A 24,721-nucleotide genomic window follows, 5' to 3' on the forward strand; every position below is an offset into this window, starting at 1 on the left:
GTCACTCCTCCGGCGGGGCGGCTAGGCGCGGGCTTGCGCCCGTACCCGCCAGGGAGCTGACGCTGGAGACGGCCTCCAACGCAGATGCAAACGTCGGGGCAATGCCGTGAGCCTTTAGGGCAAGGTGTAGCCCCGACACAAAAGCTCGAACCGGATCGACCTCGTAGAGCTCAATCTCCGCCTCGATGGCCCTCATTGATGCGAGTAGCCTCTGCCGCAACTGGATCGCCTGCGCCCGGAGGACTGGTGTCTCGAAGCCCGGGTGGCCGCTCGCGTCAGTGAGCCTATGCAGGATGAACTCGGCCATGCTCGCGTCGCGCGTGACCATCCTCAAGTGCAGGCGAACGGCGTCGGGCATCCCGACGTGGAACAAGTCCACTGACGCGTGCCCGAGTTCGTCCAGGCTCCGTGTCAGCGCGAGGAGCGATGTGCGCCAGCCCTCGTACTCCGTGGCGTCGAGGCGGCGTCGATGCTGCACCGCGTCGACCGTGGCGTCGGGTTCAGACTTCGCCTTGAGACGCTCCACCAGACGGCCGCCCTCACGGACCTGTTCCAAAAGCTGGCGCATCTTTGCGCCGATAGACGGCAAGTGGTCGACGGACTTGACCGCCAAGGGGCAAACGCCGCACCGCCGCGGCTCCACGATGACGTCCATGACGTCGCTCGGGCACATCTCCCCGACAGGACAGATGTGCGTCTCGCGGAAAATCACCTGCGACATCGGTGTGGAGCGCAACCTCATGATGCCATCGACGTCCTGGAGATCCTCGTTAAGGAGGGACAGCGTCTGCAGCCCAAAGGCCGCCTCCGTCCTCACCCGATCCGCCTGGAAGCTCTTCCGCAGGGCGCTGTTCGCGTTGTCGGCCCGGATGTGGACGGGGTTCTCAGGATCTGGCTCCCAGACAGAGTTCGAGGCGGCGAGCACACGCGCGCCGACCTGCTCCTGGTTCTCGACCGTGTAGTGGTAGGTTGTCGCCGTGTTGGTGTGTCCCACCAACCACCCCGTGATCTCGATGGGCAGCACGCCGGATCGAGAGGTGATGAAAGTGGAACGTGCCGAATGGGGCGTATGCTTCAGGCGAACCTTGATCGGCGAGCAAGGACGGCTTTCCTCGCCGTCCAAGTGCATCACGACCTTCGGCATGCCCGTGAGCGGATCCATTTCGGGAACGTATCGCCACATCCCATTAGAGGCCTGCGAGTTCAATGCTCGCCGATGCCAGAGACAGAACGAGACGAGGAAACGATCCCACGTCGTCGTATAGGCTTGGTTTGATACCGGGTATTCCTGGTATGGCGACCGGAACAGGGGGAAGACTGGGGCGAACCGCGTGTACTCCCGTCTCTCGTACTGAACGGCGACTTCCTGAAAGTCGTCGACCATTTGATCTTGGAATGCCGCCTCGCGCATCAGAACCTCAAAGGCCCTACGCACGATCAGCGTATTCCACGGACGGTCCCGAACCTTGTCGGTATTGACCTGCAATGGCATGAGCTCCGCCCCAGCCATGTTGCCGGCGGCCAGACGGTGGAATGCCTTCTTGCAAAGCCACTGGACTCCTTGGAAACGAATGCCCGTTTCCAAGGCGACGATGATCATCCGCAGGCTCGAAAGGTGCGGAAGGACGACCTTGCTCACCTCCTGGGCACCAAGCTTCACGGACCGCTCCGCCCATGTGGCGAGTTGTGGTACCTCCGAGATGGTGTAGCTATTGCCATCGTATTCAAAGGTAACGTTCAGTCCGTATTCTGATGCCTTGAAGGCCTCGCTCTTGCGTACCCTTCTCCAGATGCCCTTCACGTCTGACTTAGTAAGCTTCCCCGCGAGAATTTGGTTTGAGATCTCGATGAAGAAGCTCTCGCAAGCATAAGCGTATCGCAGGATGAACGGCATGAGAGCCTTGGGAATGGGCGTCTTATTCGTCTTCTGCGGGGACCGGCTGATGTTCCTGTCAAACTCCGGCATCACTGGATTTACGAAATCTTGTCGTGAAAAATTGAGCTTCGGCGCCTGTGCCCTGCAGAACTCAAAGAAACGAAAGGCAAACGAGATAAAGGCGTTGAGCCCATTATCTCCCTTGCTCATGCGGATGTCCCGGTAGAAATCCAGGAGCGGAACGGGGGCCGCGCCGTTTTCCATGCCCTCGACCCAGTTGCCGAAGCGCGTGAACTGGGACGGGTCTGTAGGGAGACTGACGTCCAGACCCGGGTGGAGCTCGATCCACCACGGAAGGTAGCAGCATAGGTAATCCTGGATAAGATGACGGCGGGTTTCTGCCTTCCCGAGGGACTCGTATCCTTGTCGCACCCGGTGCGCAAAGAACTCGTCGAGCGCTGAAGACCATGTAGACCAAAGGTCGACCGGGAATGCATGCATCCGCGTCGGATACGGGTTTCCCTTGTTGCGGAACGTCCCGCGCATCCTCAACGCCTTCATGTAGACGAGGATATCCTCAGGAGCGTTGACCTTGTTAGCCAACAACTCGAACTTCACGTCCTGTAGGACCTTCTCGCCATCAAGGACCGCATGCCGGAAGTCCTCACGATTTTCGTCGTCGATGAGGTCGAGTTGGGCGGCGGCAAGGCGCCGGGCATAGGCTTGGTTCGGTACGCTCGCTTGAGCACGACGAACGCTCTCGGGATCGGCAAGAAGTTCGGAAGGCGTCATATCGCCGACGCCCCTGAGGTGAAGATGGACCCAGTAGCGATAGCTTCTGATATCATCCAGGGAGTACGCGAACCCGTGTCCCTGACCAGACTTTGCGATGTGCGCGAGGGCTGCCAAGATCGCAGTCGACGGCTGGCTGTCGCGTACTCCCGGAAGTCCACCCGAACGGATCTTTCTAACGACCTCCATTGTCGATGGGCCGAACAAGTCCAGGTCAATGTCTGAGAATGAACGCCAGCCCGACGCAAGGACAAGGCTTAGTCCCAGTGTGCTGCTTTGAGCGTCGGGATTATCGAATTGACAAGTTGCCAGGGCAGGTGCGAGCTTTCGGAATTGCTCGTTCCAGACGTCGGTTCGAAGTCTGAATGTCAACGGAAGACGGACCAAACCGTCACTCCACATCATAAAATAAGCATACTTGAACCACAAAGTGATAACTCCGCGCGTCTTCTGCGCCATCGGAGGAATTCTAAGGGCACTTTCCACCTTTCTAAGCTTTTCCTTAGGTGGATTGTTTGTATCAAGACGATCCAGCATCAGAAATGCATCGATGAATTCATGGACGCTCATCACCTTGGCTGCGGCCAGTAGCTGCTTGCGAATACGCAGCATGGTGCTGACGCGAGTCGTGATCTCGCCGCGACGACCCCGAGCAATGTCGATTTCCGCGGCCTCTTGAACGCGTTGTGCGAACTGGGTTTGCAGTTGCTCCGTCTTGCCCACGACGATCAGACCATCCGTGAGGTTGATGACCGGGATGTCGAACCGAGGGTGCCGCAACTCATCCGGCGGGCTGATTGGAACACTTTGCGGCCCAGCGGCAGCCGACGGGTCGTAGGTAGTGCCTTCGGAGGAAGGAAGCTCAACCGACGTGGCAATGGCGACTTGGGCATTCTCAGGTACATGCTTGTTCATTTGAGGCTCCTCGGGCTGGCGTCCGAGGCGCTGGGGCTTTCCCCGGCGGTCGTCGGACAAGGCATCGCCATCCCGGGGAGCGCCTCGGGCCGGACATCGACTGTGCTGTGGGATTTCAGTCCGCTTGATCGGCTGCCGCGCGGGGCGCGGCGCCTGTTCGGACGTGACCATCAGGCAGTCGGGGACCGGAGAACCGAGGACCCGACGCCATCAGGGCGGTCGTATTCGCGATAAAACAATCATGGGTTGGGCTCCGGGAGCCGCCGAGACACAGCTGAAGCGCAAGTGAGACTGCGCGGTGCCCATGGCGGTGGTTGGGTTCTGCAAGGGAGAGGGAGCAGGTTCCGCGTAACCTCGAACAAGGGCGCACCCCTGCAAGGCTGATCTCGGAACAGGTGGTAATTCCAGCCTTCCAGGCACCGGTTGCATCCGGGATGCGGGAAGGTTCTTAAGCGGCCAGGTCCACCAGCCGCAGGTCAGCAGCGACCCTAGGCTATTAAGCCGGTTTTGCTTAAGGCCTGCGCGAACGCGGCCTGAATTATTGCGAAGCTGCTCATGTGTGCCAGCTGAACATATCGGAGGGGCCTGCGTCCAGGAAAAGCGTCCGCTATACGGAACCTCTTCATGGCCAAGGTTTACGGTCCCTAATTGAAAAACGAGAAATTGCGAAAGACGGGACCTTACGAAGCTTAGTCCTCCCTCCTGCCCGGTGGCAGTCGACGTTGGAAGGCCCCCTCCTTCTCGATCCGGTCCGCCGTCTTACGCAGTCGCTCGGCGATGCTGGTTGGCAGGAAATGCCTTCCAGCATCCGCGGAGGCGTCCATGCCCGCGAAGACGACCTCATCTGCTGCCTCGACCCTCGCCTGGACGATATGCGTGTCATGCCGGGCATAGACCTTCGTGCTCTCGATGCTCTTATGACCCATCAGCATCTGGACCTCGGTGAGCTTCAGGCCGGGCCCGCCAGGGACGGGAATGAAGTTCAGCATGTAGATGCCATAGCTGTGCCGTAGGGAATGCAGCGTCCAGACGTGATCGGGTGCTTCCGGAGGACCTTGCACGTCGGCGCGGAGTACGGCCCTCTTGAACTGCTTCTGGTGGGCGGCGTCGCTGGCCTCCACCAACGGACGTGCCCTATCGCGGCTGTCCAGCTTCTGGAAAAGGAAGTCGTTCTCGTGGTCGGTCGTCCCGACGAACTCTTGACTAAGATAGGCGCGAAGGGCCTCCCAGAAGCTGGTCTGAACCGGTTCATACATGTAAACCCGGCTCATGGTGCGCCCCTTGAAGCGCAGGAACTCTCCCTTCGGCATCTCACGACCGAATCGGCTCAAGTTGGGGTCATGAACCCAGATCTCCCCGGTCGAGGGGTCTACGTCATCGAACCGAAGATTGAGGGCTTCGTGCAAGCGAAGGCCTCCACCGGCAAGGAGAGACCACAGTGCTCGATCCCGATGACTCGTCGCGCAGGCCAGCAGGTCTGCCAGCCTGTCCAGAGGAAACTCCTTGTTCTCAATGCCGACCCGCGTCTGGCGGCCGAGGGGCGCTTCCAGGTGCCTCGGTCGGTCAATTCGATTGAGAATGCGGATGTTGCCGCCAAGCAAGGATTGCTTCAGGCGCACCCTGTCGAAGTGCGACCATCGCCGCACACCGTCGATGGCTGCATAGGTCGTGCGCAGGTCCAGCCAGTCCACGGCCACGTTCTCGTCGCTCAGGGCGGACATTGCCTTCAGCGCCTCATTCCGCGCAAACGCGAGGAAATGGTTCACCGCGGCCAGGGTCGGGAGGAAGCTGGCTGGCGCGAGTCCGGCGAAGCCGATCTCCCCGGCGTAAGTAGCGAGCGTTGGGAACTCGGCCCACGCGACCCTAGGTCCATCCCTGAGAAAGATCGGGTAGGCTGTGAAAGCCTCGGAGATGTCATCGGGCCGGGCTGCCTGGCCGAAAACCTCGCATTCGATGAGGTAGTCGACAAACCGCGCCGCGGACTCGACGTAACGCTTCAGGCTCGTCGCGCGATTGCCGCGGCCGTCGATATAGCGCCTGAACCGTAGCAGCGCGTCGATCTCATAGCCGTCGTCGTTGACGAAGATCTCCTCGGACTTGCCGGTATCCTGTCGCCGGATCACGGTCCGGGTGAGATGCTTCAGTGGCATCGCCATCATCTCCTGAACGGTTGGCGTCGCACGAAATTCGAGCCTGTCGCGGCGTCGTGAAGCTTCATCTGCAGCGCCGGCGCATGCGACGGGTTCGACTTCGACAGATGTCGGCCGGGTCGCTTAACGCGCCGGCTCCGCCTCGGCGGCCTCGTCCAGGATCTGGACGAGGCCGCACCACCCGATCACGGGGTCTTCTGGATCGATCCCGGCCGCGCCGGCGGCAGGGGGAATTTCACGACATTGCCGACCGCACGTGGTCGCATGGCCCGCTCCAGGGCGGCCTCCTCGGCCAACTGCAATCCGAGTTCGATCTCGACCATGACGGCTCCCAACATCGCATCGAAGCTAATGGGATCAAGGTCACGACGAACCCTGAGGATTCCCTTCATCAGGAGGGCGACCTGGTCGTCAAGCTCGGACTCATTCATGACGGCCTCCGGAAATCGTCACGGCTGATTCGACCGGAGAGGCATCCGGGGTAGAGGGGCCGATCATGCGTCGGAGGGTCGGACCGTCGAGGATGCGGGACTCGGCAAGGACGTGCGCTACGCGGTCGATCACGTCCGCGTTGGCTGCAACATGCGCCAAGGCCTGGGCATAAAGGTCGGCGAGATCGCGCTCCACGACGGCCCTGAAGGCGGCGTCGGTCCGGACCAGGTCAAAGGCCTGTTCGTCCGTCGCGCGCATCGCGATATTCCCCCCGAGGCCCAGGGACGCGTGGCAGGACGCGACGGTGCGGGTCGCGATGCCGAGATCGGACGAAGGATGTCCTCCGGCGCCCGCGGAGACGCCACCCCAAAACTCGTCCGCCGCCCGACCGGCAAGGGTCGTCACAACGTAGGCATCGAGTTCGGCTCTCGTGGGCGAAGCCCCGCACAGCATGCGCGCACGCATGCTGCCTGCCATCGCACCGGTAGGAATGATCGAGACCTGAGAGACCTCGGACACGCGAAGGAGCTCAGACAGACAAGCGTGGCTCGATTCATGGCGGGCGGTCGCGAGGATCTCGGCCCAGGGTCGTACGTCTGGCGGGGCGATCTCGGCCAGCAGGTCCGATGCGGCCAGGGAACGTTCGGCGATGCGTGCGGTGCGCCGCGCCGCCTTCACCCATCCTGCGATCTCGGCACCCGTAGACCCGGCTCCCAGGGTGGCGAGGCCCGACAGGTCGAACCCTGGCAGGTCATCTCCGAGATGGTGCCGGAGGATGCCGGCGACCGCAGTGGCATCCGGTGGCATAATGGTGATGACGCGATTGAGCCGACCCGGCCGGATGAGCGCCTCATCCAAGGAAGAGGCATGATTGGTCGCGCCGATGATCACCAGCTTTCCCGCATCACCAGAGACGGCGCTGTCGAGAGCTAGGAGAATATGCCCAACAATCGGAGCCCAGTAGTCTGCGTTCCGACCGAGGGCGGAGCGTCGGGGCAAACCGTCGAGTTCATCCAGAAGTAGTACCGCTGGACCGTTTGCAACCGCCTGGGCGAGCAGGGTATCGACGAACTTGATGATTTCATTGATGTACCCGGCGGTCGAGGAGAACCAGTGCGCAACCGAAGTCGGAACGAGGGGCATTCCCAAGGACTTGGCTACAGAGCGCGCAAAGGATGTCTTTCCTAGTCCAGGAATACTTGCCAACACGACTGCGCGGTCGATCTGGCTCCAGGGGATCTCGCCCCGGCGCCATGACTCGACGTCGTCGACGAGCTTGATCGCCCATTCCTGTGCACCGCCCGCGTATCCATGAAGGTCACGAACGAGCGGAACGTCGTCGAGATGGGGATCGCCCATCGACCTGGATCGCGTCATGGCAGTTAGCCGGCGGACGCAATCGACGGGGGAGGATTGGATGCGGATGGCGGTACAAAGGTCGTAGAACCCAAGTCCCGACGCGACCCTGGGCGGAAGCTTGCGCGGACGGCCCTTCGTGACCTCCAGGATCACGTTGGAGATGACCTTGTTGGACGGCGTGGTGATTTCGATGCGGATGTCGGCGCCTGCCACCAGCGCCGATGGCAGGTAGCGTTCCGGTGAGGTGCTGATCCCGCAAACGTTGTGGTTGGCACCAAGGTACCGACCGATTTCCTCGTTCCCGACCTCTGCGCGGTCCTGGAGCCTCGCACTGCCATTGCGAGCTACGATGTGGGGGAAGGGTCCGTGCCGCCTGATGGCCCGCTTGATCGGTTCGATCCAGTCGGCCGAGGGCACCTGAACGACGACGCCGACCGCCAGGAAACCCCGGATTCTGGCGCGGGCCCGGATCGGGAGCGCCTCTTCGAGGATCGCCCGGGCCAGGACATCCGAAACCTGGCGGGATTGATGCGGTTCGAGTTCGTCCTCTTGGGCCCCGTCGAGAAATTCGTCGAGGCAGCCCTGCTGCTCGACCTTCGGGGGCTTCGTAAGCGATGGAGACTTCTTGGCCATGAATGCCTCGCGTCACGAGGCGGCCGGGCTCGCGTCATGGCGCGCCGGTCAGGCCTCGTAAAGTGTTTCCGGGATGGGCGCTGATCTGCCTGTCGGCAGCAGGGCTATCCCTATGAGGCAGCGGTGAGCGGTCACGGGCTGAACCTTGGCGGGGGACGTGTGCGCGGATGGTCGAACCCGCGATATCGGGAACGAACGAAGAACGCATAAGGAGTGAACGACCCGAAGGTCAAGCCGGATTGGGCGTAATCCGATGTCCGGGCGCTTCCTCCTTGGCGGCAACTGTGGATCCGTGTGGACGGTTAAGAAGTCCTTATCGCCGAGCGCCCCCTACAAGCCTCAGGGCGTCCGGCGCAACCTTTGGGATCGGATATGATAGCCTGAAGCGTGCAGCGCGCGTCGCCGTGGTTATCGAGCGTCGAACTGTGCATGCCGGAGGCTTCTACCGCTCCAGGAACGCGTCGGTAGCCGGTACGTCCGCTCACCTCGCGTCGAACCGGATTCCGAACAGGCCGCCGGTCTCGTCGTCGGACAGGCGTGGTCGGAGCACGGCAGCGTCGAGGTCGATTTCGCTTCCGAGGTCGAGGACGTCGAGCACTTCCGAGTTCAGGGCGATGATGTATTGCCCGCCCCGAGACACGGTCGTTCGGTGGCCGAGGGCGATGGCGGTGCGAACCTGGCGGGGGTCAACGCCGTCGAAAAGGTGGCTGTCGTGGACGAGGAGCCCAGGACCTCCGTTGAACCGTTCCGCGGCGGTCTCGTAGAGCATCAGGTCGAAGCAGAAGATCTCCATGCGGTCGATCCCGCCCCGGTTCCCGTCGCCCTGGATGCTGATGCGGAACTCAGGCCCCTTGGGCGTCGCCTCGACGATGAGGTTGCCGTACCGGTCGTCGTAGAGCTCGGTGATCGATCGGTCGATCATGAGGGTGGCCGAACGAAGGGCATCGCCCCGCTCCCGATGATCGGCCTGGAGACGTTGCAGGAGGGATGCGCGCTCCTGCAGCAGCAGGGACTTTTTGCCTTCGAGGACTTCCGCGTTCCTGAGCTTTTCGCGCAGGAGCTCGACCTCGCTGCCGAGGGTGCCGATCTCCTCGGCCATCATCGTGAAATCTTCCAGAGCGCCCTTGCCGGCTATTTCGGCCATGATCGCGCCCTGGCTCTCGTCCAGAGCGGTCATCTCGGCGTCGACCAAGGCCAAGCCCGCGCGGGTTTCCGAGATCTGCCCCCCGAGATGGACGCGGCGATTCTCGGAAACCGACCTCTGGAAGCTCGCGACGTCGTCCATCTTGGCCAGGACGATGCCGGGCAACTGGACGTCGGCGGCGCGGTAGAGGCGTTCGAGGGCGGCGTATTCCGGGGCCCTTTCCTCGGCGACCGCCGCCTCAAGGTGGGCGATGGTCTGAAGTGCGCGCATACGCTCGAAGCCGAGCGACTGGATGCGGCGTCGGGCGGTCGCGGCTTCCGCGGCGCGTTCCCGGTAATTCTCGGCGACCTCGAACGCGGCGATGGCGGCCCTGAGGCGTTCGATCCTGGCCTCGATCCTCTGGATCTCGGGCCGGATCTCCCCGACGCTTCCAAACAGCTTGCCGAAGGCGCCTTCCTTGATCGCCTTCCGTAGGTCGGCCAGGGCGGCGGTGGAAACCTTAAGCTGTTCGATGGCCCGCGGGATGCGCCAGTCCAGGCCGATGAGGTAGGACAGGTTGACTTGCCAGTCGTAGGCGTTCTGCTTCTCGTGCTGGCGTACAGGCACAGCGAACGCGCCTCCGGCGTTGCGGCGGATGAAGTAGCTTACGAGCGAGCGGAAGCCCGGCACAAAGGATTGCTCGAACTCGGTGCCCTTTGGGTCCCTGGGCAGGTCAAACCAGTAGTGGCCGAGGATCTCGCGCCACCGCTCCACGGGAAGGTAGACCGCCCCCGACTTGTCCCGCGTCAGCGGGGCGGCGATCTTGGCGGCATCCTCCTCCAGGAGAAGTATCCGGTTTGCGTCGGCACCGCTGCGCGACACGGTGATTTCATGATGACCGAGCCGGAGTCTGGCGTGGAACGTGAACGCGACAAGGCGGGCGACTGGAAGATCGACGACTTCCCGGCGGCCGAGCCAAGCAGGAAGTGCATGACCTCGATCACGCTGGTCTTGCCGGCGCTGTTGCGGGTCTGCCTTTCCGTGGACGCGTCGGTACGGTCGGCGAGGACGACGTTGAGACCTTCGTGGAAGGTGAGCCCCTTGAAGCCCGGAAGGTCGCTGGTGAGGGATAGGATCATGGCTTGCGCTCGGCCCGGACGAGCAGGCCCTCGTCGTTCAGGTCGAGGGCGCCAAGGGCCCTGAGCAGGCACATGGCCAGCACGAACCAGTCGAACGGCAGCACGGCGCTGTCGGGGCGCGAGGCGCGGTTCTTCCGTACCCCGTCCCACGCCTCGGAAACGGTCATCGGTCGGGTGAGGACTTCGAGGATGTCCGCGCCGACGCCGATGAGGGCCCGATCCTGGCTGAGATGTTTGCTCGGCAGGATCATCCGAACACCCCTTCGTCGACAACTTTGTCCTTGAAGATGGTGCACCGGACGAAGAGGTAGGAGAGCAAGCTCCAGGCGGCCACGTCCATCTCGACCGCGACCGGACCGTGGCCGACGATGTTGCCGTAAAGCTTCATCATGATGTCATCGGGTTCGAGGCCCTGGAGGTCGAGATCGACGTACTGTCGCCTGAACTCGTTGGCGATGGTCATCGCCATCAGCGGGACCGGGTGGCCCTCGATCTCCCTCTTTACGATGCGCTCGTTCAGGCCGCCCATGGCGATCTTACGCTGGATGGCGCCCGACAAGCCGTTCGTCCGGAGCTTGCCAACCGGCACGTCACGTCGCTCGTCGTCTTCCGGCAGTTCCTCAAGGGTACCCTGGGCGATGGCATCGATGACGGCGACCACCTCAGGAGCCTGGATATTGCGGAAGTCCTCGGCCGTTACCTCGCGTCCGAGCAGGCCGGTCACCTGGTAGGACTCCAAGGACATGATGTGGGCCTCGAAGGTCGCCCAGCCGAAGACCGCGATACGGTGATGCGGGTTGGCGGCCTGCAGCGCGTCGATCCGGGCAAGCGGCGTCGTGCCCATCCCGAGGATGAAGTTGTTGACGATGTGCCAGACCTTCATGTCGGGCCAATGCCCTGCCGCTCCGACGTAGTCCTCGTCGATCTTGGCCGCCAGTCGGGCATTCACGGCCTTGACCTTCGCACCGCCGTTCTCGGCCCCGTAGCACTGGAAGATCTCGTGCCCGGGGCGAAGGTAACCATCGCACTTCCGATCACCGAGCGAGCCCTCAAGCGCGGGCCTCATGAAGGCGTCGGGGTGACGGAGTTCCATCATCCGACAGAAGAACTCCTGGAAGTGGTTGCCGGTCAGGCGCCGCAGCGTGAGCTCCAGCATGTCCGAGAGGGCGAGCCGTTGCTCAGGAGGGATCGGCATGGCTGCGTTCGTACAATCACGGGCGGATTCGTTGGGGGTCAAGCGTAGCAGCCGGCGTTGAAACCCGCGAGCGCGGGATACACCGACGGGCGGGATGACGGCCATTCCCGTGGATCTCGTCGGACGAACCCTTGCGAAGGGACGCAAGCGGTGCGATCGACACTGCGCAACAGGAGCGCCGAGCCGATGAAAACCAGGGACGTCCACCCTTCCCGCTGACTTCGGAGCGCTGCGTCCCGTACGAGGCCTCCGTCATTTCGGAGGCAAAGAATGCCTAGGACGCTCTTCTGCGCGGACACCCATTTCGGCCATCGAAGCCTGCTCAGTTCCCGCATGGCTCGCCCCCGTCCGTTCGAGACCATCGAGGCGCATGACGAGGCCTTGGTCGCCGCCTGGAACAAGGCCGTCCGACCCGACGACATCGTCTGGCACCTCGGGGACTTCGCCTACCGGTGCAGCCTCGACTACGCCGCCTCCATTCGGGCGCGCCTACACGGCCGCATTCATCTGGTCCGGGGCAACCATGATTTCGGGCTGGGCGAGCGTCTCGAATGGGCGGGACCCGTCGTCGACGTCCAAAGGGTCTTCGTCCAGGACCCGGGCATGCCCCGGCGGGTCGCCCTGTGGGTGAGCCACTATTCGCACGTGACGTGGCCCCATGCCTGGCACGGCGACCTTCACGTCTATGGCCACTCCCACGGCAGCATTCCGGCGACCCGGGCGAGCCTCGACGTCGGCGTTGATTGCTGGGAGTGGGCTCCGGTCACGTTGATCCGGATCATGGAAAGGATGGCGGAAGCCCCGGCATCCCCCCCGTCAGGCTGATGTCACGCACGAGATAGGCGGCCCATCCGTCCAACCCGGTCACGAAGGTCGTTTTACGAACCCGATGTCGACCGCCACGGCCTTGAGGCGCTCAGGCTCGCGCTCTTTCCGTTCGGAGTAGCGGTCGACGAGATAGGAGGAACGCTCGCGGGTCAGGAGCGTGAACCTGACCAGTTCCTCACAGACGTCGACCACCCGGTCGTAGAGCGGCCCCGGCTTCATCCGACCGGCGTCATCGAACTCCTTGTAGGCCATGGGTACCGAGGACTGGTTGGGGATGGTGATCATCCGCATCCAGCGCCCGAGGATGCGTAGGCCGTTGACGGCGTTGAACGACTGCGAACCGCCCGAGACCTGCATCACCGCTAGGGTCCGGCCTTGTGTCGGGCGCACCGAGCCCTCCGACAGGGGGAGCCAGTCGATTTGGCTCTTGATCACCCCGGTCATGTTGCCGTGACGCTCGGGACTGACCCAGATATGCCCCTCGGACCAGATCGAGAGGTCGCGCAGTTCCTGGACCTTGGGGTGGTCGGCGGTCGCGTCGTCAGGCAACGGCAGGCCGTGCGCGTCGTAGATCCGCACCTCGCCGCCCATCGCCTCCAGGAGGCGTGCGGCCTCGTAGGCTAGGAAGCGGCTGAACGACCGCTCCCGGAGCGAGCCATACAGGATCAGGAAGCGTGGGGCGTGGGTGAACGGTGCCTGCACCTGCAGGTCGGTCGCCGTCGGCACTACGAAGTGCCCCTCGCTGATGTTGGGCATTCCGTCGGCGAAGAGCTGTTGGGGCTTGTCCAAGACGTTTCGTTCCTCTACGTTTCAATGATGGTTGAGATATTGACATCATGATGGACGAACGGCAAGCCGTCGCCGCCTTTGCAGCCCTCGGCCAGGAGCACCGCCTGCGCGTCGTACGCCAACTCGTGACCGCCGGCCCCGAAGGCATGGCGGCCGGCGCGCTGGCCGAGGCGGTCGGCGTGTCAGGGACCAACCTGTCGTTCCACCTCAAGGAGCTCTCGCATTCCGGGCTGGTCACGTCCCGGCGCGAGGGTCGCTCGATCATCTACAGCGCGGCCTACCCGGACCTGTCGGAACTCATCCAGTTCCTGATGCGCGATTGCTGTCAGGGGCGTCCCGAGGTCTGCGCCCCCGCCGTCGCGGCCCTGGCCGCCTGCTGCTTGCCCACCGGAGACACCGCCCATGCCTGATCGCGTCTACAACGTCCTGTTCCTCTGCACCGGCAACTCCGCTCGCTCGATCCTGGCGGAGGCCATGCTCAACAAGGAGGGCCAGGGACGCTTCCGGGCCTTCTCCGCCGGCAGCCAGCCCAAGGCAGACGTGAACCCGCTCGCCGTTCAGGTTCTGAGCGAGACGGAGTACCCGACTGAGGGGCTGCGCTCGAAGTCCTGGGACGAGTTCGCCCGCCCCGACGCGCCGGTCATGGATTTCGTCTTCACGGTCTGTGACAACGCCGCCGGCGAGGCTTGCCCGTACTGGCCCGGCCAGCCGGTGACGGCGCACTGGGGCATCGAGGATCCCGCCTCGGTCGAGGGCACGGACCTGGAGCGCAAGACAGCCTTCGTAACTGCGCAGCGCTACCTCAAGAACCGCATCTCGGCCTTCGTAGCGTTGCCGCTGGCCAGCCTCGATGGGGTCGCCCTGTCCGCCAAGGTGCGCGAGATCGGCCAGCAGGCCGGCGCCACCTCACCCCGCCCGGAGGTCGCGTGATGGACGTCGTCATCTACCACAACCCGGATTGCGGCACGTCCCGCAACACCCTGGCCCTGATCCGCAACGCCGGCATCGAGCCGCATGTGGTCGAGTACCTCAAGACGCCGCCGAACCGGATCCTGGTTCGCCAGCTCGCCGAGCGTGCCGGCGTCTCGATCCGTGACCTCCTGCGCGAGAAGGGCACGCCCTACAGTGAGCTCGGCCTTGCCGACGAGAGCCTGACGGACGACCAGCTTCTCGATGCCATCGCCGAGCACCCGATCCTGCTGAACCGCCCCCTGGTGGTGAGCCCGAAGGGTGTCACCCTGTGCCGCCCCTCCGAGGCGGTCCTCGATCTCCTCCCGGCCCAGCAGGGCGAGTTCGTGAAGGAAGATGGCGAGCGCGTCATCGACGAGCACGGGCGCCGCGTCGCCACCGCCTGATCCACTCCGCGTACCCAAGAACAAGAAACGGTCCCGATGCTTGCGCTCGCCATCTTCGTGGTCACCCTCGTCTTCGTCATCTGGCAGCCGAAGGGGTTCGGGATCGGGTGGAGCGCGCTGATCGGGGCCGCCGTGGCGCTGGTCACGGGGGTCATCAGCCCCGGTGACATCCCGGTGGTCTGGCACATCGTCTGGGACGCCACCTTCACCTTCGTCGCACTCATCATCATCTCGCTGCTCCTCGACGAGGCCGGCTTCTTTCACTGGGCGGCGCTCCACATCGCCCGCTGGGGCGGGGGCCGCGGGCGCTTGCTATTCCCGCTGGTGATCCTGCTCGGTGCAGCCATCGCCGCGGTGTTCGCCAATGACGGCGCGGCCCTGCTGCTCACCCCCATCGTCCTCGCGATCCTGCTCCGGCTGAACTTCAAGCCGGCCGCCGCCCTGGCCTTCATCGTCGCCTGCGGGTTCGTCGCGGACTCGACGAGCCTGCCCCTGGTGATCTCGAACCTCGTCAACATCGTCTCAGCGAACTTCTTCGACATCTCCTTCAGCCGATACGCCGCTGTGATGGTGCCGGTGAACCTCGTCTCGCTGGCCGCGACCCTGGTGGTGCTGTGGCTGTTCTACCGGCGCGACCTTCCGGCCACGTACCCGGTGGCCGAGCTCGAAGCGCCCCACCACGCGATCAAGGATCCGCTGGTCTTCCGGGCGGCCTTCCCGCTCCTCGGGCTGCTGCTGGTCGCCTACTTCGTGACGGCGCCGTTCGGCGTGCCAGTCTCGGTGGTCACTTGCGCCGGCGCACTGGTCTTGCTGGGGCTGGCCAACCGCAGCCGCGTCATTCCCATCCGCAAGGTCCTGACGGGGGCCCCCTGGCAGATCGTGCTGTTCAGCCTCGGCATGTACCTCGTGGTCTACGGCCTGAAGAACGCCGGCCTGACCGACTACTTGGCGCAGACGCTCGTCTGGCTCTCGGGCCATGGTCCGTTCGTCGCCACCATCGGCACCGGGTTCGCCGCCGCCATCCTGTCCTCGGTCATGAACAACATGCCGAGCGTGCTCGTGGGTGCGCTCTCCATCCAGCAGGCTCCGGATCTCTCGCCCCTGATGCGCGAGCTCATGGTCTACGCCAACGTCATCGGCTGCGACCTCGGCCCGAAGTTCACGCCCATCGGGAGTCTGGCGACCCTGCTCTGGCTGCACGTCCTCGACACCAAGGGCCAGCACATCACCTGGGGTCAGTACATGCGGGTGGGTCTGGTCATCACCCCGCCCGTGCTGCTCGTCACCCTGGCGGCCCTGGCGCTATGGCTACCGATGCTTGGGGCTCGGTAGCGCAGCGATGACCCCGTCGCGCCGCTGGCCCGTCATCTCGGCCCTGGGCGTGATCCAAATCCTGACCTGGGGCTCGTCGTTCTACCTCCTGTCGGTGCTGGCCGCGCCGATGTCGAAGGATACGGGATGGCCCTTGGGATGGGTCATCGGAGGCCTGTCCCTCGGTCTCCTCGTCGCGGGTTTAGTCTCCCCGCGAGTGGGAGCCTTCATCGGGGAACATGGGGGCCGGCCGGTGTTGGCCTTCGCCGCCGTGATCCTCGCCGTGGGCCTGACGGTCCTTGGCCTAGCCCCGAACCTACCAACCTACCTGGCAGGCTGGCTCCTCGTCGGCCTAGGCATGGGCACCGGCCTGTACGATCCCGCCTTCGCCACGCTCGGGCGCCTCTACGGCGCCGAGGCCCGGCCTGCCATAACGACCCTGACGCTTTGGGGCGGCTTCGCGAGCACGGTGAGCTGGCCGCTTTCGGCCTTCCTGATCGAGCAGGTCGGCTGGCGCAGCACCTGCCTAACCTACGCCGGGCTGCACCTTTCGGTCACGCTGCCCCTCGTCCTACTGGTGATCCCCCATCCGCCCGTACGTCCGGCAGCGCGGTCCGAAGGCCCGGTCCCGGCCGTCCGGCTCGATGGTCGGGAACGTCGTGCGTTCCTCCTCATGGCGGGGGTGCTGACCCTCGGGGGCACGATCATGGCCATGGTCTCGGTTCACCTCATCACCTTGCTTCAGGCCCGTGGCGTGGAGCTCGCCTTTGCAGTGGCGTACGGCGCCTTGATCGGACCCTCGCAGGTGGGCGCGCGGATCGTCGAGATGGCCGGGAGGGCGCGGCACCATCCCCTCTGGACCCTGACGGCGGCGATGGTACTCGTGGCCTTGGGCGTGACCATGCTGGCGGCGGGCCTGCGGGTGGTCGGACTGGCGCTGGTCCTCTACGGCGCCGGCAACGGCATCTATTCCATCGCACGCGGGACGGTGCCCCTCGCCCTGTTCGGCCCGGAGCGCTACGCCCCGCTCGTCGGCCGGCTCGCCCGTCCGGGGCTGGTGGCGCAGGCGCTTGCGCCGTCCCTCGGCGCTTTCGTGCTGACGCATGCCGGCGCCGACGCGGCCTATGCCCTCCTCGCGGCGCTCGCCCTAGCGAACGTCGCGCTTGCCCTATCCCTCTGGCGCGTCAGGTAGTCTCTGTCCCTTCCTCGCCGACACGCGATGTGGCATCGTCCGTTCGTGACCTTCTGGCTCGCCCTTCGCAGGCTGCTCCCGCTCCTCGCGGTACTCAGCCTCGCTCTAGCGCCGGTGACCGCCTCCGCGGCCGCCGCGGGCATGCGCGCTCCGACGGCCGTTCAGGGACACACCATGGCGGTGCCCGACGACGCCATGGACGACATGGCCGGGATGGCGATGGACGAGATGCCGTGCTGCCCCAAGGAGCGACCGGACATGCCCGACTGCTCGAAGGGCTGCCCTTTGATGGCGCTTTGCCTGGCGAAGGTCGCCACCGGGCTGCCGGTCGCCGTCGGACTTCCGGGCCGCGTCTCCGTCGTCGAGGGGACTGCGTGGGCCGTCATCGCCTCCTTCGACAGCCTCTCGCAAGGACCGCCCACCGAGCCTCCCCAGGCCTGAACCCGATGCCGCCGGCGCCTGCGCCGGCCGATCCCGTGCGCCTGAAGGCCCGGGTCCCATCGTTTTCAGGAGATCATCCACCGTGTCCAAGACATCGTTTTCGCGCGCCCTGACGGCTGCGCTGCTCGGCCTCGCCCTGACCACCGCGGCCCGGGCCGACACCAAGGACTACGAGTTCCAACTTGTGAAGGACGAGGCCAAGCAGGGCGAGGCCATCCTCGACGTCCGCCTCGTCGACAAGCGCACGTCCAAGCCCGTGCCGAACGCCGTCATCTTCGCCAAGCGCATCGACATGGCGCCCGACAGCATGGAGGAGATGACCTCCAAGATCGAGCAACTGCCCTCGCCGGAGCCGGGCCTCTACCGGTTCAAGGCGAAGCTGACGATGGCCGGCGGATGGCGCCTCTCGCTCGGGGCCAAGGTGCAGGGCGAGACCGGCACCGTCGAGAACAAGCTGGTGTTCAAGGCCACCAAGTGAGCCGGTCGGCTTGGGCAGCCGGGACCCTCGCCGCCCTCGCGGCGGGGGTTTTGGGGTATGGCGCGGGGCATGAGCGCAGCCCCGTGGCGGCGCTCGTCCAGCAGGCGCGGACCGGGTTCGCCCACTGGCTGCCGGGTGCCGAAACAAGGTCCCCGGTGCCTGCTCGGGTCCCGAGCAAGGCGACGGGTCCCGTGGTCTATTACCGGGACCCGGACGGGAAGCCGGACTACGCCTCCGAACCTAAGCGGACGGCGGACGGTCGCGACTACCGTGCCGTTCGCGCCAGCGAGGACGTGCGCTTCGACGAGCCCGACGAGGCGGAGGCGATGCCCGACGCCGGGCACGGCGACATGGCCATGGCGCAGGCCACGCCCCCTGCAAGCGCCCGCAAGGTGCGCTTCTACCGGAACCCGATGGGTCTTCCGGACACCTCGCCGATTCCGAAGAAGGACTCGATGGGAATGGATTACCTCCCCGTCTACGAGGGCGAGGACACCGACGACGGCACCGTGAAAATCTCGCCCGGCAAGCTCCAGCGCACCGGGGTCCGGACGGCAGTCGCCGAGCGTCGCGTCCTGTCGATGCCGGTGAGGACGCCCGGTGCCGTCGAGGAGGACGAGCGCCGGATCTCGGTGATCGCGATGCGCACCGACGCCTTCATCGAGAAGGTCGAGGCCGTCACCACCGGCGACCACGTCCGCAAGGGCCAGCCGCTGCTGCGCCTGTTCTCGCCGGAGATGAACGCCGCCGCCGCACAATACCTCACCGGCATCGGCTACGAGGGCGCCCGGCGACGCCTGGAGAACCTCGGCATCCCGCCCGAGGTCATCGACGAGATCGAGCGATCCCGAAAAGTGCCCTCGACGATCACGTGGTCGGCGCCCCGCGACGGCGTCGTGGTCGAGCGCAACGTCTCCGACGGCATGCGCGCCAAGTCCGGCGACACGCTGTTCAAGCTCGTCGACCATTCCAGGGTCTGGGTCCTCGCCGACGTGACCGAACGGGACTTGGCGGCCGTGGCAGAAGGCCAGACGGCGACCGTGCGCGCCAGGACGTTCCCGGATCGCGTCTTCACCGGCGCGGTGACCCGAATCTACCCGCACCTCGCCATGGGGACCCGGACAGCCCGTCTGCGCATCGAACTGCCCAACCCGAACGGCGACCTGCGCCCGGGGATGTTTGCCGACGTGACGATCGCCACCGGCAGCGACAGGCCGGTGGTCGCGGTGCCCGACGACGCGGTCATCGACACCGGCACGAAACAGGTCGTCCTGCTGGACAAGGGCGAGGGTCGCTTCGAACCGCGACCGGTCAGGCTCGGCGTCCGCGGCGACGGCTACGTCGAGGTCCGCGACGGCATCGCCGCGGGCGACCGCGTGGTGACCTCGGCCAACTTCCTGATCGACGCCGAGAGCAACCTGAAGGCGGCGCTGCAGGGGCTTTCGGAGCCCAAACCCGACCCGGGCCCGCAGGTCGCCGCCGAGGGGAAGGCACCATGATCGCCCGCCTCATCGCCTGGTCGGCAAAGAATCTGGTGCTGGTCCTGATCGGGACCGTGTTCGCGGTGGGAGCCGGGCTCTACGCCCTGAAAACCCTGCCGCTCGACGCGATCCCGGACCTCTCGGACGTGCAGACCATCGTCTACACGGAGTACCCCGGGCAGGCGCCCCAGGTCATCGAGGACCAGGTCACCTACCCGCTGACTACCGCCATGCTGACGGTGCCCCGTTCCAAGGTCGTGCGCGGCTTCTCGTTCTTCGGGGTGTCGTTCGTCTACGTGATCTTCGAGGACGGCACAGACCCGTACTGGGCCCGCAGCCGGGTGCTCGAATACCTGAACACCGTGGCCAAGCGCCTGCCGGCCGGCGTCACCCCGACGCTGGGACCGGACGCGACGGGGGTGGGCTGGGTCTACCAGTACGTCGTGGTGGCCAAGGAACGGACGCTGGCCGAGCTCCGCTCGCTCCAGGATTGGGTCGTGCGCTTCGGGGCCTCCCGCGCCGAGGGCGTGGCGGAGGTCGCGGGCGTCGGCGGCTTCGTGAAGCAGTACAACGTGGTCGTCGATCCGAACCGGCTGCGGGCGCAGGGCATCACCCTGTCCAAGCTCCGGGACGCGATCCGGTCGAGCAACGCCGACGTCGGCGGGCGAACGGTCGAGCTCTCCGAGTTCGAGTTCGTCGTCCGTGGCCGCGGGTACCTCAAGAGCGTCGCCGACATCGAGAGCATCGTCCTCAAAACGGAGGCGGGCACCCCCCTGCGGGTGAAGGACGTGGCCCGGGTCGAGCTCGGTCCCGACGAGCGCCGCGGCATCACCGAGATGAACGGGGAGGGCGAGGTCGCCGGCGGGATCATCCTCCAGCGCTTCGGGGCCAACGCCCTCGACGTCATCGCGAGCGCCAAGGCGCGCCTCGCCGAGGTCGCCGCCAGCCTGCCTAAGGGCACCGAGATCCTGCCGGTCTACGACCGCTCGCACCTGATCGAGGCGGCCATCGAGACGCTCAAGGGGACCCTGATCGAGGAGAGCGCCATCGTCGCTCTCGTCTGCGTCGTGTTCCTGCTCCACGTGCGCAGCGCGCTGGTGGCCATCCTGATGCTGCCGGTCGGCATCCTCATGGCGTTCGCGGGCATGAAGGCCTTTGGGCTCGGTGCCAACATCATGAGCCTGGGCGGCATCGCCATCGCGGTGGGTGCCATGATCGACGCTGCCATCGTGATGATCGAGAACGCCCACAAGCACCTGGAACGGGCGCCGCCGGACAAAACCAGGGTCGAGATCCTGATCGAGGCGGCAAGCGAGGTCGGGCCGTCGCTGTTCTTCTCGCTCCTCATCATCACGGTGAGCTTCCTGCCCATCTTTACCCTGGAGAGCCAGGAAGGGCGCCTGTTCGGTCCGCTGGCCTTCACCAAGACGTTCGCGATGGCCGCGGCCGCCGTGCTGTCCCTGACCCTCGTCCCGGCGCTGATGGTCGTGTTCGTCCATGGCCGGATCATCCCTGAGCACCGCAACCCGCTGAACAGACTCCTGATCTGGGTTTACCGGCCGCTCATCGCGGGCGTCCTGCGGGCGCGGGTGCTCACCATCCTGCTGGCCCTCGTCATCCTTGCGGCGACGGCGTGGCCGGCGAGCCGCCTCGGCTCTGAGTTCATGCCCGATCTCGACGAGGGCACCCTGATGTACATGCCCACCACGCTGCCGGGCATCTCGGTGACCAAGGCCGGTGACCTGCTCGCCACCCAGGACCGCATCATCAAGTCCTTCCCCGAGGTGGCCTCGGTCTACGGCAAGGCCGGACGGGCCAACACCGCGACCGACCCGGCGCCGAGCGAGATGTTCGAGACCATCGTCAACCTGAAGCCGAAGGCGGAGTGGCGCCCCGGGGTCACGACGGCGAGCCTGAAGGCCGAGATGGACGCCGCGCTCCAGTTCCCCGGGGTCTCGAATGCCTGGACCCAGCCGATCCGCGCCCGGATCGACATGCTCTCGACCGGCATCCGTACGCCGGTCGGGATCAAGGTGCTGGGGACGGACCTCACCGAGATGGAGAAGGTCGCCCGCCAGGTCGAGGCCGTGGTGAAGGCGGTCCCGGGCACGTCGAGCGCCTACGCCGAGCGCGTCCAGGGCGGCTACTTCCTCGACATCACGCCCGACCGCGAGATGCTGGGCCGGTACGGCCTGACGGTCGGCGACGTGCAGGACGTGATCGGGATGGCGCTCGGCGGCGAGAGCGTCACCAACACCGTCGAGGGACGTGAGCGCTACACCGTCAACGTGCGTTACCCGCGCGCCTTCCGGTCGAGCCCGCAATCCATCGCCTCCGAGGTGCAGGTGCCCATCGCGGGCGGAGGTACGGTGCCCTTGGGCGAGGTCGCCAAGGTCGCGCTGACCCGGGGCCCGACCCAGATCCGGACCGAGAACGGGCAACTTGCGGTCTTCATCTACGTCGACGTCTCGGGACGTGACCTCGGCGGCTACGTGGCCGATGCGCGGGCGGCCGTGGCCGGCGAGGTGAGCCTGCCGCCGGGGACCACCCTCCAGTGGAGCGGGCAGGTCGAGTACCTCGACCGCGCGACGGCCCGGCTCAAGATCGTGGTGCCCCTGACCCTCCTGACCGTGTTCCTGCTGCTCTACCTGAACTTCCGGAGGCTCACCGAGACGCTCATCGTAATGCTGTCGCTGCCCTTCGCCCTGGTCGGCGGCGTCTGGCTGATGTGGTGGCTCGGCTTCAACCTGTCGGTCGCCGTGGCGGTGGGCTTCATCGCGCTCGCCGGGGTCGCCGCCGAGACCGGGGTGATCATGCTGGTCTACCTCGACCATGCGCTGGCCGAGGTCCGGGCGGAGTGCGTGCGTGAAGGTCGCCCCCTATCGCGAAACGCCCTGAGGCGGGCGATCATGGTCGGGGCGGTCGAGCGGGTGCGGCCCAAGATGATGACGGTGGTCGCCATCATGGCCGGGCTGCTGCCCATCCTGTGGAGCACCGGCTCGGGCTCCGAGGTCATGCAGCGCATCGCGGTGCCGATGATCGGCGGCATGGTGTCATCGACCGTCCTGACCCTCGTCGTGATCCCGGCGGTCTACGGGCTGGTGAAGGGATGGGGACTGCCGAAATCCGACATGCGGCCAGAGTCCGTCGAAGAGCTTACGATGCCCGCGGCCGCCGAATGAGAGGGGAAAACCAAGTGATGAACGAGACGACGGGACCAACGCGACGCGCCCTGGTGCTGGGCCTGGCGGCGTCGGTGGCCTTCGGGCGCCACGCCCTGGCACAGGACCTTCCGACCGTGGCCGTGACCAAGGACCCGACCTGCGGCTGCTGCGAGAAGTGGGTCGCCCACCTCCGGGAGAACGGTTTCACGGTGACGGTCACGGAAGGACCGGTGAACCCGCTCAAGGTCCGCCTCGGCGTGCCGCGGGACCTCGCCTCGTGCCACACGGCCCAGGTCGGCGGCTACGTCGTGGAAGGGCATGTCCCGGCCGGGGCGATCAAGCGGCTCCTGGTGGAGAAGCCGGAAGGAACCGGGTTGGCCGTCCCGGGGATGCCCGCCGGCTCGCCTGGCATGGAGGTCGAGGGCATGGAGCCCGACACCTACGACGTCGTCCTTTTCGGGCCGTCCGGGCGAAGCGTCTTCGCACGCTACCGAGGAGGCGCAGTGACCTGAAATCCAAGACGCCGAGGGGCCGCGATAGCCATCGGATTCAGTTTTCCCGATCCACGGGCGTGGCTTCCCCGACCTGCGAAACGCAGCGGGGTAGATCGCGGGCGAGCGCCGTTCGTCTGAAATCGGTCAGCTTCCGCCAGGCGCGGATCTCGGGGATGGTGTGGCCGCATCCAAAGCACCACCCGGTCCTGCTGTCGAATGCGCCGCGGTGCCTACGATGCTTGCGCGAACATCCACCCCCGTCGAACCGAACGAGGTGGCGGGAGCCGACAACGCCGACGAGCACATTTTCTCCGGTCCGTGACCAGGACCAGCCGCCTTCCCACCACTGCTCGGAATAGGAGGTGCCGCCTTCAAGCTCGGCGAGCCATCCTAGAAGTGATGGTGATGCCGCCGATGGTGATGCTGGTTCCCCCAGCCATGGTGGTGGTGAGGACGGAAATGGTGATGGTGGCCCCAGCCGTGGTGGTGGCCACGGCCGTAGTGGCCACCACCATGATGATGGTGATGCCGGCGATGGTGATGATGGTGGTACTGGGCCTGCCGCAGGAGGCCGGGACCATCCTGCATCGCAAGGGCCCCGCCAGGTGCCAGGGGCGCGGCGGAAGTGGTCGTGCCGAAGGTGAGGACCGCAAGAACCGACAGGGCGATCAAGGAAAAGGTGCGCGTCATGGGCTTTCCTCCTCAATGAGGAAGGAGCGGCCCAGGGTATCCCCTTAATCCCGTCCTCGACCCTTGGCCGAGGGCAGTCCGAAACAAAAAGGGGCCCCGAAGGGCCCCTGGACGATCACATGCGGTGGTGGCGATGGCCGTGACCGTGGCGCATCATGTGGCCGCGGTGATGGTGGTGATGGCGCATGCCGTGCCCACGATGGTGGTGATGGCGCATGCCATGGCCGCGGTGGCCGTGGCTGTCATGCATGCGGACGTCGACGATGTTGGTCTGGGCATCGACGGCGCCGACCGTGCCGGGAGCGGCCGAGACGGGGGCGGCGATGCCGATGGCGCCGAGCGCGGCCAGGGCGGCGACGGCGAACAGGGACTTCCTCATGCGGGGCTTCCTCGTTGGTTTTTGGTTGCCCGTACCGACGATCCGCGCTCTTCGTTGATCGCATGGGATGGGTACGGAAGCGTCGAGGAACGGTGGACCTTCCCGGACCGTTCCGAGGCTAGGTCCTCTCCCGGTCCGCATGGATAAGGAAGCCTTGTCCCCTGCCTGCCTGACGGCGGGCCGGACACGGGTCAGGTCACGGCGGTCGGGATCATCGAACTATGCCGAGCTTCCCGAGGCACCCCTCCGTCTTCCCTGCCGTGTCCCGCCCGTAACCGTCTCGGAAGACGGGTTGGGTCAGGTGCCGCGTCCGAGGGTTCGGACGACGCCCATGGGGTTGAGGGTGCAGGCGGCGACCGTCTCGACCTGCAGGGTGGTGGGTCCGATCCCGAAGCAAGGCATCCGCGCCGGGCGACGGAGCCGCCGACCGTCATCCTCGCGGGGTTCGCAAGGTCCGTCGACGACCTCGTCCATCCTCCACCCCATTCCGGCCTTGCCTCCCTGC

Annotated in this window: 24 protein-coding genes; 11 read left to right on the forward strand and 13 right to left on the reverse strand. The window is 65.5% G+C overall.

Annotated features, from left to right (window positions below; translation table 11 throughout):
• Position 1 precedes the first annotated feature (1 nt).
• From MFF01_RS12250 to MFF01_RS12285, 8 genes are all read right to left on the reverse strand, one after another.
• Complete coding sequence (locus MFF01_RS12250; RefSeq protein ID WP_162245226.1) at positions 2-3,583, reverse strand: site-specific integrase; 3,582 nt, start codon at positions 3,581-3,583, stop codon at positions 2-4.
• Between the two features lie 689 nt (positions 3,584-4,272).
• Positions 4,273-5,733, reverse strand: a complete 1,461-nt coding sequence (locus tag MFF01_RS12255) for a tyrosine-type recombinase/integrase (RefSeq protein WP_162245225.1) — start codon at positions 5,731-5,733, stop codon at positions 4,273-4,275.
• A gap of 185 nt (positions 5,734-5,918) precedes the next feature.
• Positions 5,919-6,164 carry a hypothetical protein gene (locus MFF01_RS12260; protein WP_056378844.1) on the reverse strand — a complete coding sequence of 82 codons (246 nt, stop codon included), beginning with the start codon at positions 6,162-6,164 and terminating at the stop codon, positions 5,919-5,921.
• A complete protein-coding gene (locus MFF01_RS12265) occupies positions 6,157-8,157 on the reverse strand; it encodes an AAA family ATPase (RefSeq protein WP_238225706.1) in 2,001 nt (666 codons plus the stop codon). The genes MFF01_RS12260 and MFF01_RS12265 overlap by 8 nt, the downstream gene beginning before the upstream one ends.
• A 481-nt stretch (positions 8,158-8,638) precedes the next feature.
• Positions 8,639-10,162, reverse strand: coding sequence for a DUF2326 domain-containing protein (locus MFF01_RS12270; RefSeq protein WP_238225708.1), 1,524 nt, complete (start codon positions 10,160-10,162; stop codon positions 8,639-8,641).
• Positions 10,087-10,419 (reverse strand): hypothetical protein, encoded by a 333-nt coding sequence (locus MFF01_RS12275; protein WP_238225710.1) that lies wholly within the window; start codon positions 10,417-10,419, stop codon positions 10,087-10,089. Before MFF01_RS12275 ends, MFF01_RS12270 begins: the two co-directional genes overlap by 76 nt.
• A complete protein-coding gene (locus MFF01_RS12280; protein ID WP_056378839.1) occupies positions 10,416-10,670 on the reverse strand; it encodes an ABC-three component system middle component 6 in 255 nt (84 codons plus the stop codon). Before MFF01_RS12280 ends, MFF01_RS12275 begins: the two co-directional genes overlap by 4 nt.
• The gene (locus tag MFF01_RS12285) at positions 10,667-11,614 is read right to left on the reverse strand and encodes an ABC-three component system protein (RefSeq protein WP_056378837.1); all 948 of its coding nucleotides are present in this window, start codon (positions 11,612-11,614) and stop codon (positions 10,667-10,669) included. Before MFF01_RS12285 ends, MFF01_RS12280 begins: the two co-directional genes overlap by 4 nt.
• A gap of 270 nt (positions 11,615-11,884) precedes the next feature.
• Here MFF01_RS12285 and MFF01_RS12290 point away from each other — a divergent pair, with 270 nt between their 5' ends.
• Complete coding sequence (locus MFF01_RS12290; RefSeq protein WP_238225711.1) at positions 11,885-12,439, forward strand: metallophosphoesterase; 555 nt, start codon at positions 11,885-11,887, stop codon at positions 12,437-12,439.
• A 39-nt stretch (positions 12,440-12,478) separates the two neighbouring features.
• On the opposite strand, the gene arsH is transcribed toward MFF01_RS12290, so the two are convergent.
• Positions 12,479-13,231 (reverse strand): arsenical resistance protein ArsH, encoded by a 753-nt coding sequence (arsH, locus tag MFF01_RS12295; RefSeq protein WP_238225713.1) that lies wholly within the window; start codon positions 13,229-13,231, stop codon positions 12,479-12,481.
• 50 nt (positions 13,232-13,281) lie between these two features.
• On the opposite strand from arsH, the gene MFF01_RS12300 reads away from it, so the two are divergent.
• The 10 genes from MFF01_RS12300 to MFF01_RS12345 all read left to right on the forward strand — a co-directional run bounded on the left by MFF01_RS12300 (position 13,282) and on the right by MFF01_RS12345 (position 23,165).
• Positions 13,282-13,641 carry an ArsR/SmtB family transcription factor gene (locus MFF01_RS12300; RefSeq protein WP_181017412.1) on the forward strand — a complete coding sequence of 120 codons (360 nt, stop codon included), beginning with the start codon at positions 13,282-13,284 and terminating at the stop codon, positions 13,639-13,641.
• Positions 13,634-14,161: an arsenate reductase ArsC gene (locus MFF01_RS12305; RefSeq protein ID WP_238225716.1), complete on the forward strand. Its 528-nt coding sequence runs from the start codon at positions 13,634-13,636 to the stop codon at positions 14,159-14,161. Before MFF01_RS12300 ends, MFF01_RS12305 begins: the two co-directional genes overlap by 8 nt.
• The gene (arsC, locus tag MFF01_RS12310) at positions 14,161-14,586 is read left to right on the forward strand and encodes an arsenate reductase (glutaredoxin) (RefSeq protein WP_238225718.1); all 426 of its coding nucleotides are present in this window, start codon (positions 14,161-14,163) and stop codon (positions 14,584-14,586) included. Before MFF01_RS12305 ends, arsC begins: the two co-directional genes overlap by 1 nt.
• A 36-nt stretch (positions 14,587-14,622) precedes the next feature.
• Positions 14,623-15,918: an arsenic transporter gene (locus MFF01_RS12315; RefSeq protein ID WP_238225720.1), complete on the forward strand. Its 1,296-nt coding sequence runs from the start codon at positions 14,623-14,625 to the stop codon at positions 15,916-15,918.
• A gap of 7 nt (positions 15,919-15,925) precedes the next feature.
• Positions 15,926-17,089, forward strand: coding sequence for an MFS transporter (locus MFF01_RS12320; RefSeq protein ID WP_238225721.1), 1,164 nt, complete (start codon positions 15,926-15,928; stop codon positions 17,087-17,089).
• A gap of 45 nt (positions 17,090-17,134) precedes the next feature.
• The gene (locus MFF01_RS12325) at positions 17,135-17,530 is read left to right on the forward strand and encodes a hypothetical protein (protein WP_238225751.1); all 396 of its coding nucleotides are present in this window, start codon (positions 17,135-17,137) and stop codon (positions 17,528-17,530) included.
• Between the two features lie 82 nt (positions 17,531-17,612).
• Positions 17,613-18,008: a FixH family protein gene (locus MFF01_RS12330; RefSeq protein WP_238225723.1), complete on the forward strand. Its 396-nt coding sequence runs from the start codon at positions 17,613-17,615 to the stop codon at positions 18,006-18,008.
• Entirely contained in the window at positions 18,005-19,507 is a 1,503-nt protein-coding gene (locus tag MFF01_RS12335) for an efflux RND transporter periplasmic adaptor subunit (RefSeq protein WP_238225725.1), read from the forward strand. The genes MFF01_RS12330 and MFF01_RS12335 overlap by 4 nt, the downstream gene beginning before the upstream one ends.
• Complete coding sequence (locus tag MFF01_RS12340; RefSeq protein WP_238225727.1) at positions 19,504-22,671, forward strand: efflux RND transporter permease subunit; 3,168 nt, start codon at positions 19,504-19,506, stop codon at positions 22,669-22,671. The genes MFF01_RS12335 and MFF01_RS12340 overlap by 4 nt, the downstream gene beginning before the upstream one ends.
• A 17-nt stretch (positions 22,672-22,688) precedes the next feature.
• Complete coding sequence (locus MFF01_RS12345) at positions 22,689-23,165, forward strand: DUF411 domain-containing protein (RefSeq protein ID WP_056378810.1); 477 nt, start codon at positions 22,689-22,691, stop codon at positions 23,163-23,165.
• Between the two features lie 37 nt (positions 23,166-23,202).
• Here the strand turns inward: MFF01_RS12345 and MFF01_RS22060 are convergent, their stop codons facing one another.
• The 4 genes from MFF01_RS22060 to MFF01_RS12360 form a co-directional block, all read right to left on the reverse strand.
• Positions 23,203-23,451, reverse strand: coding sequence for a DUF1289 domain-containing protein (locus MFF01_RS22060; protein WP_283207183.1), 249 nt, complete (start codon positions 23,449-23,451; stop codon positions 23,203-23,205).
• Between the two features lie 67 nt (positions 23,452-23,518).
• Positions 23,519-23,740, reverse strand: a complete 222-nt coding sequence (locus MFF01_RS12350) for a hypothetical protein (protein ID WP_162245224.1) — start codon at positions 23,738-23,740, stop codon at positions 23,519-23,521.
• Between the two features lie 212 nt (positions 23,741-23,952).
• Positions 23,953-24,216 carry a hypothetical protein gene (locus tag MFF01_RS12355; RefSeq protein WP_056378805.1) on the reverse strand — a complete coding sequence of 88 codons (264 nt, stop codon included), beginning with the start codon at positions 24,214-24,216 and terminating at the stop codon, positions 23,953-23,955.
• Positions 24,217-24,513: 297 nt separating this feature from the next.
• Entirely contained in the window at positions 24,514-24,690 is a 177-nt protein-coding gene (locus MFF01_RS12360; protein ID WP_238225729.1) for a hypothetical protein, read from the reverse strand.
• Positions 24,691-24,721: the final 31 nt, after the last annotated feature.

Source organism: Methylobacterium adhaesivum (genome assembly GCF_022179065.1).
Taxonomy (GTDB): domain Bacteria; phylum Pseudomonadota; class Alphaproteobacteria; order Rhizobiales; family Beijerinckiaceae; genus Methylobacterium; species Methylobacterium adhaesivum.